The sequence below is a fragment of the Microbispora sp. H10885 genome (assembly GCF_014161415.1).
GTDB lineage: Bacteria > Actinomycetota > Actinomycetes > Streptosporangiales > Streptosporangiaceae > Microbispora > Microbispora triticiradicis.
Genome location: NZ_JABBWY010000009.1, coordinates 304,527 through 323,221 on the forward strand (window position 1 = coordinate 304,527; position 18,695 = coordinate 323,221).

General features: G+C 73.1%; 9 protein-coding genes. 5 read left to right on the plus strand and 4 right to left on the minus strand.

The window, feature by feature from the left end; translation table 11 throughout:
- The first annotated feature begins 289 nt into the window (after window positions 1-289).
- Window positions 290-10,018, plus strand: a complete 9,729-nt coding sequence (locus HHX37_RS37100; protein WP_310740512.1) for a type I polyketide synthase — start codon at window positions 290-292, stop codon at window positions 10,016-10,018.
- A 30-nt stretch (window positions 10,019-10,048) separates the two neighbouring features.
- Here HHX37_RS37100 and HHX37_RS25025 read toward each other — a convergent pair whose 3' ends face one another.
- Window positions 10,049-10,717, minus strand: coding sequence for a winged helix-turn-helix transcriptional regulator (locus HHX37_RS25025; protein ID WP_182886974.1), 669 nt, complete (start codon window positions 10,715-10,717; stop codon window positions 10,049-10,051).
- A 79-nt stretch (window positions 10,718-10,796) separates the two neighbouring features.
- On the opposite strand from HHX37_RS25025, the gene HHX37_RS25030 reads away from it, so the two are divergent.
- From HHX37_RS25030 to HHX37_RS37105, 3 genes are all read left to right on the plus strand, one after another.
- Window positions 10,797-12,275 (plus strand): MFS transporter, encoded by a 1,479-nt coding sequence (locus HHX37_RS25030; RefSeq protein WP_182886975.1) that lies wholly within the window; start codon window positions 10,797-10,799, stop codon window positions 12,273-12,275.
- Between the two features lie 22 nt (window positions 12,276-12,297).
- Window positions 12,298-13,980, plus strand: a complete 1,683-nt coding sequence (locus HHX37_RS25035) for an MBL fold metallo-hydrolase (RefSeq protein ID WP_182886976.1) — start codon at window positions 12,298-12,300, stop codon at window positions 13,978-13,980.
- Window positions 13,981-14,276: 296 nt separating this feature from the next.
- Window positions 14,277-15,674 carry a lectin gene (locus tag HHX37_RS37105; protein ID WP_182886977.1) on the plus strand — a complete coding sequence of 466 codons (1,398 nt, stop codon included), beginning with the start codon at window positions 14,277-14,279 and terminating at the stop codon, window positions 15,672-15,674.
- A 131-nt stretch (window positions 15,675-15,805) separates the two neighbouring features.
- Here HHX37_RS37105 and HHX37_RS25045 read toward each other — a convergent pair whose 3' ends face one another.
- Window positions 15,806-16,300, minus strand: coding sequence for a hypothetical protein (locus HHX37_RS25045; protein WP_220503110.1), 495 nt, complete (start codon window positions 16,298-16,300; stop codon window positions 15,806-15,808).
- Window positions 16,290-17,558, minus strand: coding sequence for a transposase (locus HHX37_RS25050; protein ID WP_310740513.1), 1,269 nt, complete (start codon window positions 17,556-17,558; stop codon window positions 16,290-16,292). The genes HHX37_RS25045 and HHX37_RS25050 overlap by 11 nt, the downstream gene beginning before the upstream one ends.
- A gap of 166 nt (window positions 17,559-17,724) precedes the next feature.
- On the opposite strand from HHX37_RS25050, the gene HHX37_RS25055 reads away from it, so the two are divergent.
- Entirely contained in the window at window positions 17,725-18,120 is a 396-nt protein-coding gene (locus tag HHX37_RS25055; protein WP_220503111.1) for an enoyl-CoA hydratase-related protein, read from the plus strand.
- A 149-nt stretch (window positions 18,121-18,269) separates the two neighbouring features.
- Here the strand turns inward: HHX37_RS25055 and HHX37_RS25060 are convergent, their stop codons facing one another.
- Window positions 18,270-18,695: an ester cyclase gene (locus HHX37_RS25060; RefSeq protein ID WP_111699481.1), complete on the minus strand. Its 426-nt coding sequence runs from the start codon at window positions 18,693-18,695 to the stop codon at window positions 18,270-18,272.

Below are 18,695 nucleotides of genomic sequence, written 5' to 3' on the forward strand. Positions count from 1 at the left end.
ACGAAATTCGTGCAAATGTCGATTGTGCCGGTCCCGGCCGGAGGGCGTCGCTCCGGCGAGAAAGTCCGTGGGCCGCTCACATCCCTTTTCCGGCGCGTTCCGCCACGTGGGCGCGACCGGGCGGGCGGATTTCTCCTTTCCTGGCGAAAGCGGCGTGAGCGGGCGGGCCGAGCGGCCGGGCGGCGCGGCGGGACGGTGACGGCCGGCCTTTTCAGGGCCGGCACGCCGGCCGGCCCGGGAGAACGCGGCGGGAAACGACGCAAGGCTCGACGAGGGGCGGATGCTCAGCATGGACGAAGCGGTCACCTATGGTGCGGGCGCGGTCGCGGTGGTCGGCCTCGCCTGCCGGCTGCCGGGCGCGGCGCACCCGCGCGCCCTGTGGGACCTGCTGCGCACCGGGCGCGACGCGGTCGGCGCGCCCCCGCGGAGCCGGCTGACGAGCGAGCCCCGGCTCGCCGGCCTGCGGGGCGGGTTCCTGGACCAGGTCGACGGGTTCGACGCGGGCTTCTTCGGCGTCTCGCCCAAGGAGGCGGCGGCGATGGACCCCCAGCAGCGGCTGGTGCTCGAGCTGGCCTGGGAGGCGCTGGAGGACGCGGGCATCCCGCCCGCCGGTCTCGCCGGCACGCCCGCGGGGGTGGTCATCGGGGCGATGGCCGCCGACTACGCCGCGCTCGTCTACGGGCGCGGAGACGCGGCGATCACCCGGCACACGCTCGCCGGGCTCACCCGCGGCATCCTGGCCAACCGGATCTCGTACGCCCTGGACCTGCGGGGGCCGAGCCTCACCGTGGACACCGCGCAGTCGTCCGCGCTGGTCGCGGTGCACCTGGCCTGCGAGAGCCTGCGCTCGGGCGAGTCGGAGGTCGCCCTGGCGGGCGGGGTGAACCTGAACCTCGTCCCGGAGAGCACCGCGACCGCCGAACGGTTCGGGGGCCTGTCCCCCGACGGCCGGTGCTTCGCCTTCGACGCCCGGGCCAACGGCTACGCGCGCGGGGAAGGCGGCGGGATCGTCGTGCTGAAGCCGCTGCGGCGCGCTCTGGCCGACGGAGACCACGTCTACGCCGTCATCCTGGGCAGCGCGGTCAACAACGACGGCGCGACCCCCGGCCTCACCGTTCCCGACGCCGCCGCGCAGCAGCGGGTCGTACGGCTCGCGGTGGAGAGGGCCGGCGTCGACCCCGGGGCCGTACAGGTCGTCGAACTGCACGGCACGGGCACGAAGGTCGGCGACCCGATCGAGGCGGCCGCGCTCGGCGCGGCGCTCGGGGCGGCACGGCCCGCGACGCAGCCGCTCCTGGTGGGTTCGGTCAAGACGAACATCGGCCATCTCGAAGGCGCGGCCGGCATCGCCGGGCTCCTCAAGGCAGTGCTCGGCATCCACCACCGCGAGGTCCCGCCGAGCCTGAACTACGAGACGCCGAACCCCGCCATCGACCTGGACGCGCTCAACCTGCGGGTGGTCACCGAGCCGTCCCCCTGGCCTCGGCCCGGCCTGCCGCTCGTCGCGGGGGTCAGCTCGTTCGGCGTGGGCGGGGTGAACTGCCACGTCGTCCTCGCCGAGCCTCCGCCGGAGCACACGTCCCCCGCCACCGGCCGTAGGGGGATCAGGGGCGGCGGCGAAGCCGCGCACCGAAGCGAAGCCCCGGACGGGAACGAAGCTCCGGCCCAGAGCCGGGGCGAGAGCCAGGCCGAAAGCCAGGCCCAGAGCCGGACGGGGAGCCAGGCCCAGAGCCGGACGGAGAGCCGGATGGAGAGCCGGATGGAGAGCCGGGACGAGAGCCGGAGTGCGGTGGAGAGCCGGGACGAGACCGGCGGGCCGGTGGCCGTGCCGCTCGTCCTCTCCGCCCGCGACCCGGACGCGCTTCGCGAACAGGCGGCCCGGCTGTCCGGCTCGTCCGCGCTCGACGGCGACCTGTCCGACGTCGCGCTCTCGCTCGCCACCGGCCGCACCTCCTTCGAGCACCGGGCGGTGGTGGTCGGCACCGACCGCCACGAGCTGCGGGAACGCCTACGGGCGTTCGGCGCGGGCGATGTGGCGCCGGGAGCCGTACACGGCAGGGCACGCGCGCTCGGCGGCACCGTGCTCGTCTTCCCGGGGCAGCGCGGGCAGTGGGCGGGCGTGGGCCGGGCCCTGGCCGGCGCCTCCCCCGTCTTCGCCGGGCATCTCGCCGAGGCCGCCGAGGCCCTCGGACCGTACGTCGACTGGTCGCCCCGCGACGTTCTGTGGAACCTGCCGGGTGCGGCTCCGATCGAGCGGGTGGACGTCGCGCAGCCCGCGCTGTTCGCCGTCACAGTGGCGCTGGCCCGGCTCTGGGAACACTTCGGCGTCCGGCCGGACGCCGTCATCGGCCACTCCCAGGGGGAGATCGCCGCAGCGCACGTCGCGGGCGCCCTGTCGCTGGACGACGCCGCCGCGATCGCGGTCCTGTGCGGTCAGGCGCTCGCCGGGATCTCGGACCGGGACGGGATCGAGACCGTGCGAGACCGCCTGGTGAGCTCCCCGGCCGGACGGCCCGCCCGGCGCGGCGAGGTGGCGTTCTACTCCGGGGTTACCGGCGGACGGTTCGACCCGGCGGAGCTGGACGCCGGGTACTGGCACCACAATCTTCGGGACACCGTGCGGTTCCAGGAGGCCGTCGAGGCGGCGCTGAGCGACGGCCACACCGTGTTCGTGGAGGCCGGGCCGCACCCGGTCCTGACGCCGGACATCCGGAAGGTCCTGGACGCCGCTGGCCGCGACGGCCTGGTCACCGGCACATTGCGCCGCGACAGAGGGGATCTGGACGAGTTCCTCCGGGCGCTCGGCGTGCTCCACGTCAACGGCGGCGACGTCGACTGGAGCCGCGCCCTGCGGCCCGGTGCGCGACGGGTGCCCCTGCCCACCTACCCGTTCCGGCGACGCCGGTACTGGCTCGACGCGGTTCCCGCCGAGGCGGAGAGCGCCGCACCGGCCGATGTGGCCCCGTACACGGGCGAACCCGCTCAATCGGTCGCCCCGGCGGCGCCCGGGCAGGAGGCCGAGCAGGAGGCCGAGCAGGAGGCCGAGCAGGAGGCCGCAGGGTCGGCGGCGCGGCACGAAGGGGCGGCACAGACCAAGCAGGAGTCACATGTCAGGCCGGGGGCCCAGCACGAGCCGGAAACACAGCACGAACCGGAGGCGCAGAGCGGCCAGGAGGCGCCCGTCAAGCCGGAAGCCCAGCGCGAGCCGGAGGTCCGGCACGAGCGGGAGCCGGTGGCGGACGGGCGGTCATCGCTCGATCTCGTCCTGTCCGCCACGGCGGCCGTCCTGGGTCACGCCGACGCCGTCCAAGCCGAGCTCACGTTCAAGGAGCTGGGGCTCGACTCGCTGGGGGCGGTGGAACTGCGGGACGCTCTGGCCGCCGCCACCGGCCTGCCGCTTCCGGCGACCGTCACGTTCGACCACCCGTCACCGCTCTCGCTCTCCCGCCACCTGCGCGCTCTGTCCGAGGCCCGCACCCCGGGGATCGGCACGAGCGGCGGCACCACGGGTGGCATGGCAACAGACGGCGCCACGGGTGGCGTGGCGCCGGGCGGCACGTCGGCTCATGCAGTGGCGCCGTCGTTCTCACCGCCGTCGGGGGGTGATCCGGCGGACGACGAGCCGATCGCGCTGGTCGCGATGGCCGGGCGGTGGCCCGGAGGTGCCGACACCCCGGAAAAGCTCTGGGACCTGGTGCTCGACGGCACCGACGCCGTCACCACCTTCCCCATCAGCCGTGGCTGGGATGCGGAGGCGCTGCACGACCCGGTGGAGTCACATCGGGGCACGTCGGTCACCGGTGAGGGCGGCTTCCTCCACTACGCCGACCGGTTCGACGCGGAGTTCTTCGGCATCAGCCCCCGCGAGGCGGCGGCCATGGATCCGCAACAGCGGCTTCTGCTGGAAGTGGCGTGGGAGACCTTCGAGCGGGCCGGTCTGGTGCCGCGGTCGCTGGCCGGCAGCCGGACGGGCGTGTTCGTCGGCATGACGCCCCAGGACTACGGCCCCCGGCTGCACGAAACGGCCGAGGGCTCCGAGGGGTACGCCCTGACCGGCACCGCGGCCAGTGTCGCCTCCGGGCGGATCGCCTACACCTTCGGCTTCGAGGGCCCGGCGGTGACCGTCGACACGGCCTGCTCGTCGTCACTGGTCGCGCTGCACCTCGCCGTACGGTCGCTGCGATCGGGCGAGTCGGATCTCGCGCTCGCGGGCGGAGTGACGGTGATGTCGTCGCCGGGGATGTTCACCGAGTTCTCGCGGCAGGGCGGGCTCGCGCCGGACGGGCGGTGCAAGGCGTTCTCCGCGGCCGCGGACGGCACCGGCTGGGCCGAGGGCGTCGGACTGCTGCTGGTGGAGCGTCTGTCGGACGCGCGGAGGAACGGGCACCCCGTGCTGGCCGTCGTCCGCGGCACCGCCGTCAACCAGGACGGCGCCTCCAACGGCCTGACCGCGCCCAACGGCCTGGCGCAGCAACGGGTGATCCGCCGGGCCCTTGAGGACGCCGGACTGAGGGGCGGGGAGGTGGACGCGGTCGAGGCCCACGGCACGGGCACGACGCTCGGCGATCCCATCGAGGCCCAGGCGTTGCTGGCCACCTACGGCCAGGACCGCGAACGCCCGCTGCTGCTCGGCTCCCTCAAGTCGAACATCGGGCACACCCAGGCGGCGGCGGGCGTGGCCGGTGTCATGAAGACAGTGCTCGCGATGCGGCACGGGGTGCTGCCCAGGACGCTGCACGCCGAGGAGGCCTCCCCGTACGTCGACTGGTCGGCGGGGCTCGCCCTGCTGACCGAGCCCGTGCCCTGGCCGGAGACCGGGCGGCCGAAGCGGGCCGGAGTGTCGTCCTTCGGGATCAGCGGCACCAACGCCCACGTCATCATCGAACAGGCACCAGAGCCGACCGGCACCGTCGCTTCGAACGACGAGCTCCCACTCCCGTCTCCGGTGCGGACGCGGCCGGCGACCGCACATGGCGGGGAGCATGCGGCGCCGGCGAACGGCGCCCTCGCCCTGCCGCGAGGATCGGATGCCCGCCAGAACACCCCGCGACCGCTGCTCGCGAACGACCTTCAGGGCGCCCGGCAGCCACTGCCGTTGGGCGTTTCTCATGGGCGTGGGGTGCCGGTGGTGGGGTGGGTGGTCTCGGCGCGGTCACCCGAAGCACTACGCGCCCAGGCCGCCCGCCTGGCCGACCACCTCGACCGCCACCCCGGCCTGGACGCGGTCGACATCGCCCACTCCCTGACCACCACCCGCGCCCACTTCGACCACCGCGCCGTCATCACCGGCACCACCCGCAACGAACTCCTCGACCGCACCCGCGCCCTCGCCGACGGCCGCATCACCCCCGGCATCGTCACCGGGACCGCCCGGCCGGGCAAGGTCGCGTTCGTGTTCACCGGCCAAGCCAGCCAACGCCCCGGCATGGGACGCGGCCTCTACGCCGCCTACCCCACCTTCGCCACCGCCCTCGACCAGGCCATCGAGGCATTGGACGAGCACCTGGCCGGACACACCCCCGTGCCGCTACGCGAGGTCCTGCTCGGGGACGCCGACCAGACGCTGCTGGACCAGACCCTCTACACCCAGCCCGCCCTGTTCGCCCTGCAGACCGCCCTCACCCACCTCCTGTCCACCTGGGGCATCACCCCCCACGCCGTCGCCGGGCACTCCATCGGCGCCATCGCCGCCGCCCACACCGCCGGCATCCTCACCCTCACCGACGCCGCCGCCCTCGTCGCCGCACGCGCCCGCCTCATGCACACCGCCGCACCCGGCGGCGCCATGACCGCCATCAACGCCCCCGAAACCGCCATCACCCCCCACCTCGCCGCCCATGAGGGCAGGGTCACCATCGCCGCGGTCAACACCCCCACCTCCACCGTCATCAGCGGCGACCACGACGCCGTCACCGAAATCACCGAACGCTTCCGGCAGCAGGGACACAAGGTCCGGGCCCTGACCGTCAGCCACGCCTTCCACTCCCCCCACATGGACCCCATCCTCGACGACTTCCACAAAGCCATCGACGACCTGACCCACACACCCCCCACCATCGCCTTCGTCTCCGACCTCACCGGCACCCCCACCCCACCCGACGGCCCCGCCTACTGGACACACCACCTCCGCAGCCCCGTCCGCTTCGCCGACGCCACCCGCACCCTGCACGACCACGGCGCCACCACCTACATCGAGATCGGCCCCGACGGCATCCTCACCGGCCTCATCCGCGACACCCTCGACGGCACACCCGGCCTGGTCGCCGTCCCCGTGCTGCGCCGTGACCGGCCCGAACCCCACACCGCCGTCACCGCCGCCGCCCACACCCACACCCACGGCGCCCCCATCAACTGGACCGCCATCCACGGCCCCGCCACCACCGTCGACCTGCCCACCTACGCCTTCCAGCACGAACACCTCTGGCTCACCCCACCCACCCGCCAGACAGACCCCGCAGCCCTCGGCCTCACCACCACCGCCCACCCCCTGCTCGGCGCCGCCCTCACCCTCGCCCACGACGACACCACCGTCTACACCGGCACCCTCTCCCTCACCACCCACCCCTGGCTCACCGACCACACCGTCTTCGACACCCCCATCCTCCCCGGCACCGCCTACCTCGACCTCGCCCTCCACGCCGCCGACCACACCGGCCACACCACCATCGACGAACTCCTCCTCCACGCCCCACTCGTCCTGCGACCGGGCCGTAAGGTCCGGGTGCAGGTGATCGTGAACGGCGCGGACGCCGACGGGAACGCGACGCTCGACGTGTACTCACGCGACGAGGGGGAGCACGGTGAGTGGACCCGCCACGCGACCGCCGTACTCACCAGAGACGACGCCACACCCGGCTTCGATCTGACCGTCTGGCCGCCCGAGGACGCCGTGCCGATCGAGGTGGAGAGCGTCTACGACGCCCTGACCCTGGCGGGCCTGCCGTACGGCCCGGCGTTCCGGGGGCTGCGCACGGCGTGGCGGCTCGGCGACGAACTGTTCGCCGAGGTGACGCTCCCGCAGGAGGCGGACGGCGACGTGACGGGCTACGGCGTGCACCCGGCGCTGTTCGACGCCGCCGTGCACCTGCCGGCGTGGGCCGGCCTGGCGGAGGTCCCGGAGGGGCACAACCGGCTGCCGTTCGCCTGGAGCGGGGTGCGCCTGCACGCCACCGGCGCCACCGACCTGCGGGTACGCGTCAAGCTCGGTGACGCCGGGTCGCTGTCACTGCAGGCCACGGACCCCACCGGCGCGCCGGTCGCCTCCATCGACACCCTCACCGCCCGTCTCGTCTCCGCAGAACAGCTGAACGTCTCCGGACCGAGGCCAGACGACAGCCTGTTCCGGGTGGAGTGGTCGCCCCTGGAACTCCAGCCGGTGGCGCGTGAGGCCTGGGCCGTGCTCGGCGACCGCGCCCTCCACGAAGCCCTCCGCCAAACTGTCACCGCCTCCTACTACGACGACCTGACCGCCCTCACCGACGCCGTCGACGCCGCAGAACCCGTCCCCGACGTGATCGTCCTACCCGTCGGCTCCCACCTCCACCAGGAACACCCTGTCCGGGACGACGACACCGAGCCGGTCGATCCGGAGCGGGCCACATCCGCCACCGGTAACGAGACGGGCGATCCCAGCAGGGTGGGCGGAAACCCGGTGGCGGCGGCGCACGCGGTGACCGAACGCACCCTGACCACCCTGCAGACCTTCCTGGCCGACGACCGCCTGACCACCACCCGGCTGCTCGTCCTCACCCACCACGCCGTCGCCACCACCAGCCAACAACCCATCGACCTCACCACCGCCCCCGTCTGGGGCCTGGTCCGCTCCGCCCAGACCGAACACCCCGGCCGCATCCACCTCATCGACCACGACCACAACACCCTCAGCCAGCTCCCCCAGGCCGCCGCCACCGCCCGCCACCACGACGAACCCCACACCGCCCTCCGCGACGGAACCCTGCTCACCCCCCGCCTCACCCCACACACCCCCCAGCACAGGGCCGACGACGCTCAGCCGCGCGCGTGGAACCCCGACGGGACCGTCCTGATCACCGGCGGCCTCACCGGCATCGGCGCCCTCCTCGCCCACCACCTCGCCACCCACCACCACATCCGCCACCTCCACCTCACCGGCCGACGCGGCCACCACACCCCCGGCGCCGACACCCTCATCCACCAACTCACCACCGCAGGCGCCCACGTCACCGTCACCGCCACCGACATCACCAACCCCCACGCCGTCGAAGATCTCATCACCTCCATCCCCCCCGACCACCCCCTCACCGCCGTCATCCACGCCGCCGGCATCACCCACGACACCCCCCTGCACACCCTCACCCCCAACCACCACCTCCACCCCGTCCTCGCCCCCAAAATCGACGGCGCCACCCACCTCCACCACCACACCCGCTACCACCAGGACCTCGCCGCCTTCATCCTGTTCTCCTCCATCAGCGGCCTCCTCGGCGGCGCCGCCCAAGCCAACTACGCCGCCGCCAACACCTTCCACGACGCCCTCGCCCACCACCGCCACACCCAAGGCCTCCCCGCCACCAGCCTCGCCTGGGGACTATGGGCCCACACCAGCACCCTCACCGCCGACCTCACCTCGGTGGACCAGGCGCGGATCAGGCGGACCGGGCTCCGGCCGCTGACCGCGGAGGAGGCACTCGCCCTCTTCGACGCCGCCGCGTTCGGAGACGCCGGCCTGCCCCTGGTCGTCCCGACCGGTCTCACGTCCACCGCGGAGGCGCCACCGCCCCTGCTGCGGGGAGTCGTCCGGCAGGCCCGCCGCGCCGCGCGCGGCGCGGCGTCCGCGGGTCCCTCCCCCGCCGCCCGGCTCACCGGGCTGACCCCCGAGGAGCGGAGCGCGGCCCTGCTCGACCTGGTCCGCACCGAGGTCGCCACCGTCCTCAGCCACCCCGACCCCCACACCATCCCCCCCGACCGCCCCCTCATCGAACTCGGCCTCGACTCCCTCACCGCCGTCGAACTCCGCAACCGCCTCACCACCACAACCCACCTCCGACTCCCCGCCACCCTCACCTTCGACCACCCCACCCCCGAGGCCGTCGCGGCGTACCTCGACCGTGAGCTGCCCGGCTCCGCCGAGGACCCGGCCGGTGCGGCCCGCCGTACCGGAGCGGCTCCGGCGGGAGGGCTCGCCGCGCTGCACCGCCGCATGCACGAGACGGGCAAGCACGACGAGGCGGCGGGGCTGCTGGTCGCGGCGTCGCACGTACGCGAGCACTTCGCCGCGCCTGACCGGGACCGGCACGCGCTGCCCCCGGTCAGGCTCGCGACCGGGCCCGGCCGCGTCTCCGTGGTCTGCTTCCCCGCGCTCAGCGCGATCTCCGGGCCGCACGAGTACTCCCGGTTCGGGCAGGCGTTCCGGGACGACCGGAACGTGTACGTCGTGCCGTCGCCGGGGTTCACCGACGGGGAGGACGACCTGCTGCCCGGCTCACTGGAGACGCTGATCCAGATGAACGTCGAGGGCCTGCGCCGGTGCGTGGCCGACGACGAGCCGTTCGTGGTCGTCGGCCGTTCCATGGGCGGCGCCGTGGCGCACGCCGTGACCCTCGCGCTGGAGGAGCAGGGCCTTCGACCGGCGGGGCTGGCGCTGATCGACAGCTATCCGATCGACGCCTCCGCCCAGGAGGGCATGGAGTGGTGGCAGGGCGCCATGATCGGCGGCATGCTCGAACGCATCGACCGCTTCGACATGACGCTGCACGACACCAGGCTGACGACGATGGGCGCCTACAACCGGTTGTTCATCGGCTGGCAGCCGAAGCCCCTGGACACGCCGATCCTGCTGCTGCGGGCCGTGGAGCCGCTGCGCGGCACCACGGTCGACCCGGCCGCCCCGGCGCGCTGGCAGGCGTACTGGCCGGTGTCGCACGAGACGGCCGACATCCCCGGCGACCACTTCACCACGCTGGAGGAGCACGCGGGCACGACCGCGGAGGCGATCCGCACCTGGATCGGCACGCTCCGCCTCGACGAGCCGGCGGCGTGAGCCGTCTCTCGGCCGCCGGGACAGGTCAGATCAGGCGGAGGCGGTCCCGTCCGCGCCGACGGCTCTTCCCGCGCGGGGCAGGACCCGCTGGACGGCCTCGCGGGAGCCGGTGACCAGCAGCCCCTGCTCTTCGGCGTCATCGAGGGCGACGCTGCCGCTGAAGAGGGCGAGGACGCGCGGTGGCGGGCCGGTGATCGTCGCGTCGGCGTCCGGGTCGGCTCCCAGTCGGAGTGAGACCCGGCCGCCGTCGGCGTCGATCACCACCGCCTGGTCCCCGGCGCGGATCTGGATCGAGACCGAGGGCCGATCGGGTTCGTGGTCGGCGAGGAACATCCGGACCGGGAGGCGCAGCCACTGGCCGAGGAAGGCGTCCTCGGGCCGGTAGTCGCGCATGAGGGGCACGCCCCAGCGGCCGAGCGCGGAAAGGACCGGCTCCAGTTCGCCTCCGCGATCGGTGAGCCGGAACAAGGTGGTGGCGATCGGAGGCGGGGCGTCCTCGCGTTCCACGAGACCGGCGGCCTCCATGTCGCGCAGACGGTCCGCGAGCAGGTTGGTGGCGATTCCCGGCAGCCCGGAGCGCAGGTCGGTGTAGCGGGAGGGACCACGGGCCAGAAGCTCACGAACGATCAACAGCGTCCACCGATCACCGATGACGTCGAGGGCCTTGGCCACGGAGCAGTACTGACCATAGGAGCGCACGACCCCAGCCTACCAGGAGGACTTGAGAGAATCACACAGTTGCTTGACTTTCTTGTCTAAGCACTTTAGAAGTACGTCCATGGCTACTCTCGACAGGCGAGCCGCCGCCGCGGACGCGGATCCGTCCTCAGGCCCGCCTCCCTTCACCCCGCCCCCGGGCGCCGGTCACCCACGTGCCGTCTTCGCCGTACTGGCGCTGGCGGTGTTCGTCTCCACGCTCGACGTGTTCATCGTCAACATCGCCGTCCCGGCGATTCAGGCGGACTTCGCCCACTCCACCGTCGCCGACGTGTCCTGGGTCCTGAACGCCTACGCGATCGTCTTCGCCGCTCTGCTGGTGCCCGCCGGCAGACTCGGCGACGTCGTCGGCCGGCGCCGGGTCTTCACGGCCGGCCTGCTCGCGTTCGGCCTGGGGTCGGCCCTGTGCGCGGTCGCACCGTCCCTCGGGTTCCTCATCGCCGCCCGCGTCCTGCAGGGAGCCGGAGCCGCCGCGGTCACCCCGGCCTCACTCGGCCTTCTGCTGCCCTCCATCCCACCGCGGCGCCGGGCGGCCGCGATCGGCGCCTGGTCCGCCCTGGGCGCGGTGGGCGCCGCCTCGGGCCCGTCGCTGGGCGGGCTCCTCACTCAGGTCGGCTGGCACTGGATCTTCATCGTCAACGTTCCCCTGACCGTGATCGTGCTCGCCGGCGCGTATCGCGTGCTGCCCGAGATCCGCGATCCCGCCCGTCCGCCGCTGCCCGACGGTCTCGGCACCGTCGTCCTCGTCGCCGCCGTCTCCCTCGCCAATCTCGGCCTCGTCCAGGGGCACTCGTGGCACTGGGACGGGCGGGTGATCGGCTGCTTCGCCGCCGCCGTCGTGCTCACGGCCGGGTTCGCGGCGCGCTCCCGGCGTCACCGCGCCCCGGTCCTGGAGCTGAGCATCGTGCGCGTCCCGGCGTTCGCGCTGTCGAGCCTGTCGGCGGCCCTGTTCTCCGCCGCGTTCTCGGCGATGCTGCTCGCCAACGTGCTCTTCCTCACCGGGACCTGGCACTACTCGATCCTGCGGGCCGGGCTGGCCCTGACTCCCGGACCCGTCGCGGCCGCGGTGTGCGCGCCGTTCGCCGGCAGGCTCGCGCAGCGCGTCGGGCCCGGACTCGTCGGCGGCGCGGGCGCCCTGCTGTTCGGAACCGGGTCGGTGATGTGGGTCGCGTTCATCGGACCGGAGCCCGCCTACTGGTCCCTGTTCCTCCCCGCCATGCTCATCGGGGGCAGCGGAGTGGGCCTGGCCCTGCCCGCGTTCACGATCGCCGCCACCTCCACCCTGGCGCCACGGACGCTGGCCACCGGCATCGGCGCCCAGACCATGTTCCGCCAGATCGGTTCGGCCCTCGGCGTCGCCGCCTTCGTCGCCGTCTTCGGCACCCCCACCGCGTCCACCGTGATCGGCGCCCACGACGACGTCCGGTGGTTCATGATCGCCACCGCGGCGGGCGCCGCCCTCGCCCTCGCACTCATCCGCCGGCCACGACCCGGCGCGACCGGCACGCCGGATGCGGCCGACCGGCACCCGGCCGGCTGACGACACGATCAGGAGAAGAGACATGAACGGTGAGATCGCGGCGCTCTCCCAGGTGGCCACGTGGCCGAACGCCGACCGGCGCGTCAGGATCGTGCTGGCGAACCAGTTCAGGGCCGCCGGGCTCGACATGGAGGGGTTCGAGTTCTTCTCGGACCTGTCGTCCCGGACGCCGGGCGACGGGCTCCTGCTGGCGCTCGCCGGCGCCTTCCAGGCCCGTCTGGACGGCCAGGCCGGGGCGGCGATCGCCAAGCTCGACGCCGCCACCTCCCTGGACCTCGGGCTGCCCCACTACTACCGCGGAACCTCCCTGGCCGATCTGCCCCGATGCGCGGGCCGCGCGGAGACCGTCGTGGCGGACCTGGAGTTCGTCCTCATGGTCAAGGACCAGTTCCCGCCGGGCTTCATGCGGCCCGTCCACGCCGCGCTGTCACGCGCGTACGACCTGCTCGGCCGCACCGAGGAGGCCGCACGGGCGCGCGGCCGCGCCGGTGACCCGGCCACCGACCACCTGATCACCGACCACTGGGGGAGCCCCGAAGACGGGTTCCGTTTCGTCCCCCGGCGCATGGTCGAACACGCACCGGGCGTCCACGTGGCGCAGGGTTACGACTTCGCCGATGTCGGCTTCGTCGTCACCGGCACCGGGGTGGTCGCCGTCGACGCCGCGAGCACACCCGAGCACGCGGCCGCGGCCCTCCGCGACCTTCGCGAGATCACCGACCTGCCGGTCACGCACGTGATCCTCACGCATGCCCACTGGGACCATGTCGGCGGACTCGACGCGCTCACGGCCGACGGTGCCGAGGTGATCGCCCAGGCGAACTTCCCCCACGAACTCGCGCTCCAGAGCTCCGGCCCGCCGCCGCTCGGCTACTACCTCCCGATCGGGCACGACCGCCGCGCCCGGGTCGAGCCCGATCGGCTCGTGCACGACGTGGAGAAGCTGACGATCGGCGGAGTGGACTTCACCCTCGTCCCGATTCCGGGAGGCGAGACCGAGGACGGGCTGGTCGTTCACCTCCCAAGCCTGGAAGTGGCCTTCACCGGCGACATGTGCATGCCCTATCTCGGCGCGCCGACCCTCGCGGAAGGATCCCCGCAGGGCCTGTTCCAAGCCATGCAGACGGTCATGGACCTGCACCCGCGCAAGCTCGTCCACGGGCATCCCGCGCTGACCGAGAACTACACGATCGAGGCCTTCCCCGGGCTGCTGGCGGCGCTGCGCGACCTGGAGGGGGTCATCACGGCCGGGATCTCGGACGGGCTGACGCTCACCGAGATCCTTCGGCTCGACCATCTTCCGGCGAGCCTCAGGGACCATCCCGCCTCGGTCATGCCCTACCTGGTCACCCGCGACAACTTCATCCAGCGCGTGCACCGCCAGCGGACCGGATACTGGCACCGGAGCGGTGAGGGAGTCGAACGGTTCACGTCCGGCGAACTGTCGGCCGCCCTGGACCTGCTGGGTGGCGGGAGCGCCTCGGCCTTCGTCACGGCGGGACTCGAACTCGCCCGGCGCGGCGAGCACCCACTGGCCCTGCACATCGTCGACCTCGGCCTGCTCAGCCACCCCGGCGTTCCCGAGCTCGCCGGCCTGCGGCAGAGCCTGCTGCAGTCGATGGTCGCGCGGAACCAGATGCTCAACCCGTTCAAGTTCATGCACTACGCCTCGCTCGCCGGCCTCGAACTCAAACCGGCCGGCTGATCCCGGCACTCGGCGGCGCCGGACGTGAAAGTTTCGGCTTTCCCGGGCGGGGCGGGCGGCCGGGGGCGAGGTCATCGCGGGTGGACGAGCCGGCGGGGCGGGCCGGCCGTTGCCCCCGTCCCCGGACCGCGTCTATGGTCCGGGGACGCCCGAAGCCGAAGATCGACGCTCCGCCTCCGCGGCCACGTGACGCCGGCGCTTCGCCTGGTTCCTCACCGCGGCCCCCGTCCGGGCCTGGCCGGCGGGGCGGCGCCGATCGCGGCCCCGCCCGTCCCGTCCACCCAGGTGAGGCACCCATGAGACGCATGCGCGTGTGGTTCACGGCGCTCGGCACGGCCGTCCTGACGATCGCCGGGCTGATCATGCCCGCACCGGTGTTCGCCGCCCCCGCGACGCTTCGCCCCGGCGTCCTGTGGTACGACACGGCGGGCAACCGGCTGCAGGCGCACGGCGCCGGGGTGTTCAAGGTCGGTTCGACGTACTACATGGTCGGCGAGGACAAGAGCGCGGGCGCGACGTTCACCGCGGTCGCCTGCTACTCCTCGACCGACCTGGCCACCTGGACCCGGCAGGGCAACGCGCTGAGCCGGCAGAGCAGCGGAGACCTCGCCGCCGGGCGCATCGTCGAGCGGCCGAAGGTGATCTACAACTCGTCGACCGGCCAGTACGTGATGTGGGTGCACATCGACAACTCCTCCTACGGGGACGCGCGGGCCGGGGTGGCCACCAGCCCGACACCGTGCGGGCCGTACACCTACCGCGGCTCCTCGCGTCCGCTCGGGTTCGAGAGCCGGGACCTGGGCCTGTTCAAGGACGACGACGGCACGGCGTACCTGCTGACCGAGGACCGTGCCCACGGCCTGCGCATCGACCGGCTGTCCGCCGACTACACCCAGGCGGTGAGCACGACGGCGGTGCTCGCCGACCTGGAGTCCCCGGCGATGGTCAAGGTGAACGGACGATACTTCCTGTTCGCCTCGCACCTGACGGGCTGGTCCACCAACGACAACGCGTACGCCACCGCGACCTCCCTGTCCGGGCCGTGGAGCGGCTTCACCACGTTCGCCCCCAACGGCAGCCGCACGTTCGACTCGCAGACCTCCTCCGTCGTGCCGGTGACGGGGTCGTCGGGCACCACGTACGTCTACGTCGGCGACCGGTGGAACCCCAACGACCTCAACAGCTCGACGCCCGTATGGCTGCCGCTCTCGATCAGCGGCTCCACCGCCTCGATGAGTGCGTTCTACGACTCCTGGACCATCGACACGGCGACCGGCACCTGGGCGGCCACGTCGACTCCGCCGCAGAGCTTCACGCTGGTCGGCGCCCAGTCGGGGCGCTGCCTCGACGTCGCCGGCGGGGCCGCGAACAACGGCTCGACCCTCCAGATCTACGACTGCAACGGCGGCGCGGGCCAGAAGTGGTCCCTGACCTCCTCCGGGGAACTGCGCACGTTCGGCGGCACGAAGTGCCTCGACGTGTTCGACCAGCGGACCACGGCGGGCGCCCCGGTGGGCATCTGGGACTGCAACGGCGGCGCCAACCAGCGGTGGACGGTCAACTCCGGCGGCACCGTCGTCGGCGTCCAGTCGGGCCTGTGCCTGGACGTGAACGGCAACCAGACGGCCAACGGCACCAAGGTGCAGATGTGGACGTGCAACGGCGGCGCGAACCAGCGGTGGACCCGCACCTGAGACCCCGCCGTACCTGAGACCTCGCGACCCCGCGCCTGAGCCCGGTGCCGGAGACCCGGCCCGGGCCCGGACGCGCGGGCGGGTCACGGCGGGTCACGGTGGTTACGGCGGTCACGGCGGGTTACGGCGGGTTACGGCGGGATCGCCTCGATCGCGGACCTCAGGCGGCGCAGCGCGGGCCCGAGGTCGTCCAGGAGCGGCGTGGCCAGCGCCAGCCGGATCGCGGGGGGACTCCAGGCGCCGGTGGCGAACGCGTCGGCGGTGGACACGAGGATCCCCTCCTGCGCCAGCACGGCCGCCACATGGTCGGGACGCTGGTGCGGCTCCAGGCCGAGCCAGACGATGTACGACCCGGGGTGGGCGACCGCGTCCATGCCGCCGAGCGCCGCCCGGGCGATGCCCTGCCGGGCGGCGGCGTCCCGCCGGCGGGCCTCCTCCAGCCGGGTGACCGTGCCGTCCTCGACGATCAGGCAGCCGGCGGCGCGGGCGATCTCGACGACGCGGGCACGCCGCTCCCGGTCGAGGACCCAGCCGAGCGGGTTGTGTTGTGCAGGGTAGGCATCGCTTGAACTCCTCCCCGGCCTGACGGCCGGAGCTTCTCCCGTCGTGTCGCGGTCAGGCGACACGCGGGGGTTGACGCTTCGCAGACCGGGCAGCCCCGAGGTCTCCACGTCCTGACACCACAGTTCCTGCGGCGTTGTAAATGTTGATCGCGGCGTTGGTGTCGGCATGCCCGGCCCACCCGCACCCGGGGTTGACACAGGCGTACCTGATCCCGGCCCGGGCCGCCGGGTCACGGTGCCCGCACCGGTGGCAGGTCTGTGACGTACCCGGGGCGGGCACCTTCACCACCAGCCCGCCGCGATCACGGGTTTTGTACTCCAGCAGGGTGACCGTCCGGCCCCACGCCTGCCCGGTGATGGCGCGGTTCAGCCCGGCCTTCTGCCGCACGTTCCGGCCAGGTTGTTCGATCGTGCCGGTGGCGGAGCGGACCATGTTCGTGATCTTCAGGTCTTCCACCACGACCACGCTGAAAGTGTCAGCGAGTTCGGTGGTGGTCTGATGCTGCCAGTCGACGGCTCGACGCTTGGCTATCGCGCGGAGCCGGGCGATCCGGTCGTAGGTGCGGGCCAGCCGACGCGAGGCCGGCTGCCCGGAGGGACGAGCGGCGCGCTGGCGGGCCGACTTCTTCTCCAGCCGGCGCAGGCGTTGTTGCTCGCCGTCACGTAGCCAGGGCCCATGCTCGCGCATGGTGCCGTCCGACAACGCCAGGGCGACGGTGATCCCCCGGTCGATCCCCACCCCAGGGCCGGGGTGCGCGGCCGGGGCCTCCGCGACCACCGCTTCGGTGCGGAACACGATCTGCCAGCCGAAGGCGTCCTTTACCAGGCGTGCCCCGGTGACCCGCCCGGCAGGGCCGCCCCTGGTCACGCCGGGCAAGTTCTTGGTCCACCGGAACCGCACCCGCCCGACCTTCGGCAGACTGACCGCACCCCACCGCCGGTTCACCCGCTTGACCTGCAAGTCGCGGGCCTGCGGCACATCCACCGCCAACCGGGTCCGGAACCGGCCCTTGAACGTAGGCCGGTTTGCGGGATGGGCAGGGTTGAAGTAGTTCGCCCACGCCTGCCGGTAGGTTTTCAGCACCGCCTGCGCCGCCTGGGCGGGCAACCGGCCCATCCAGTCGATCTCCCGGCGCGCCGCCCGGATCGCCGCGTCACAGTCCTTCACCGTCGCCAACCGGCCCTGCCGGAAGGTGCAGAACTCATGCAGCAGATTCCACAGCGCGCGGGCGGTATGCGCCTGACCGTCCAGCACCGCCACCTTGGCGGCGCTGAGGTCGAGACGCGCTACGTGCGCACGAGCCCGTCTGGCCACCTCCACACCCTGATCGTACCCTCGGGTTTACACCACCGTGACGGAATCCACACGAAGAGTGACACCGGATCTACGCACCGGACGCCGCTGTCCACCCCCACACCCACCTGGTGCCCATGACGAAAGACCGGCGCGAGACCTTAACCAACCCGATGCCGGTCCGCTGCTGCCGGTGGCGCCGACGTTCGCCAAACCCGAGATCACCCTCGGGTTCCCTCCGCCGTTCGGCGGTTCCCAGCGGCTGCCGCGCCACGTGGGCCGCAAGCGCGGCCTGGAGATGATCCTTACCGGCGATCCGATCCCCGCCGCCAGGGCCGCCGAGATCGGACTGGTCAACGCCGTCGTGCCCGCCGCCGACCTGCTCGGCGCTGCGCGGGATCTGGCCGGCCGGATCGCCCGGCACGCGCCGACGGCCGTCGCGGCCTGCCTTCGGTCCGTCACCCGGGGAATCAACCTGCCGATCGACGAGGGACTGGCGGTCGAGGCGGCCTGCTTCGCCGCCACCGTGCCCACCGACGGAGTGCGGGACGGCCTGCGCCGGTTCCTCGACCGCTCCGGCCGGGCCTGAAGGCCGACTCGCCGGCCGCGCGAGCCGGCCACACGAGCAGGCGGCACAAGCAGGCGGCACGATCCGGCCGCATGAGCCGGCTGCGGGAACGCGACGCGGCCGGCGCCGCGCCCCACAGCGCCCCCTCCCCGCGCTCCTTGACGGCTGCCTCAGCCGCTGAGCTGCTGCAGGATGCCCAGACGGTCGGGGAGCACCTCGTACTCCACGATCCTGCCGTCGCGGAACCGGATCGTGCTGATGCTCTGGCCGCTGAAGCGGCGCCCGCTCGGCGGGGCGCCGAACACCTCGCCGCGCTGCACGCCCTCGATGGTCCAGTAGACGACCACCCGGTCGCCCTCGGCGACGGTGTCCGTCACGGTCGCGGTCACGCCTTCGACCGCCGAGCGCAGCCAGGTGATGTGCTGGACGAACCCCGCCCGCCCGAGGTTGCCCCCGGCGGGCACCGCGCCGTCCGTCGCCTCGTCGGCGACGATCTCGTCGAGGACGTCGAGCCGCCCCTGCGAGACGACCTCCTCGTAGAAACGCCTGGCCACCGTACGGTTGATCTCGGTGGTGCTCGTCTCCGTCGTGCTCAT

Bases quoted from the DNA above. Each gene is read 5' to 3' on its own strand.
- HHX37_RS37105 (WP_182886977.1), top strand. From the start codon at position 14,277: ATGAGACGCATGCGCGTGTGGTTCACGGCGCTCGGCACGGCCGTCCTG.
- HHX37_RS25060 (WP_111699481.1), bottom strand. From the start codon at position 18,695: ATGAGCACGACGGAGACGAGCACCACCGAGATCAACCGTACGGTGGCC.
- HHX37_RS25035 (WP_182886976.1), top strand. From the start codon at position 12,298: ATGAACGGTGAGATCGCGGCGCTCTCCCAGGTGGCCACGTGGCCGAAC.
- HHX37_RS25030 (WP_182886975.1), top strand. From the start codon at position 10,797: ATGGCTACTCTCGACAGGCGAGCCGCCGCCGCGGACGCGGATCCGTCC.
- HHX37_RS37100 (WP_310740512.1), top strand. From the start codon at position 290: ATGGACGAAGCGGTCACCTATGGTGCGGGCGCGGTCGCGGTGGTCGGC.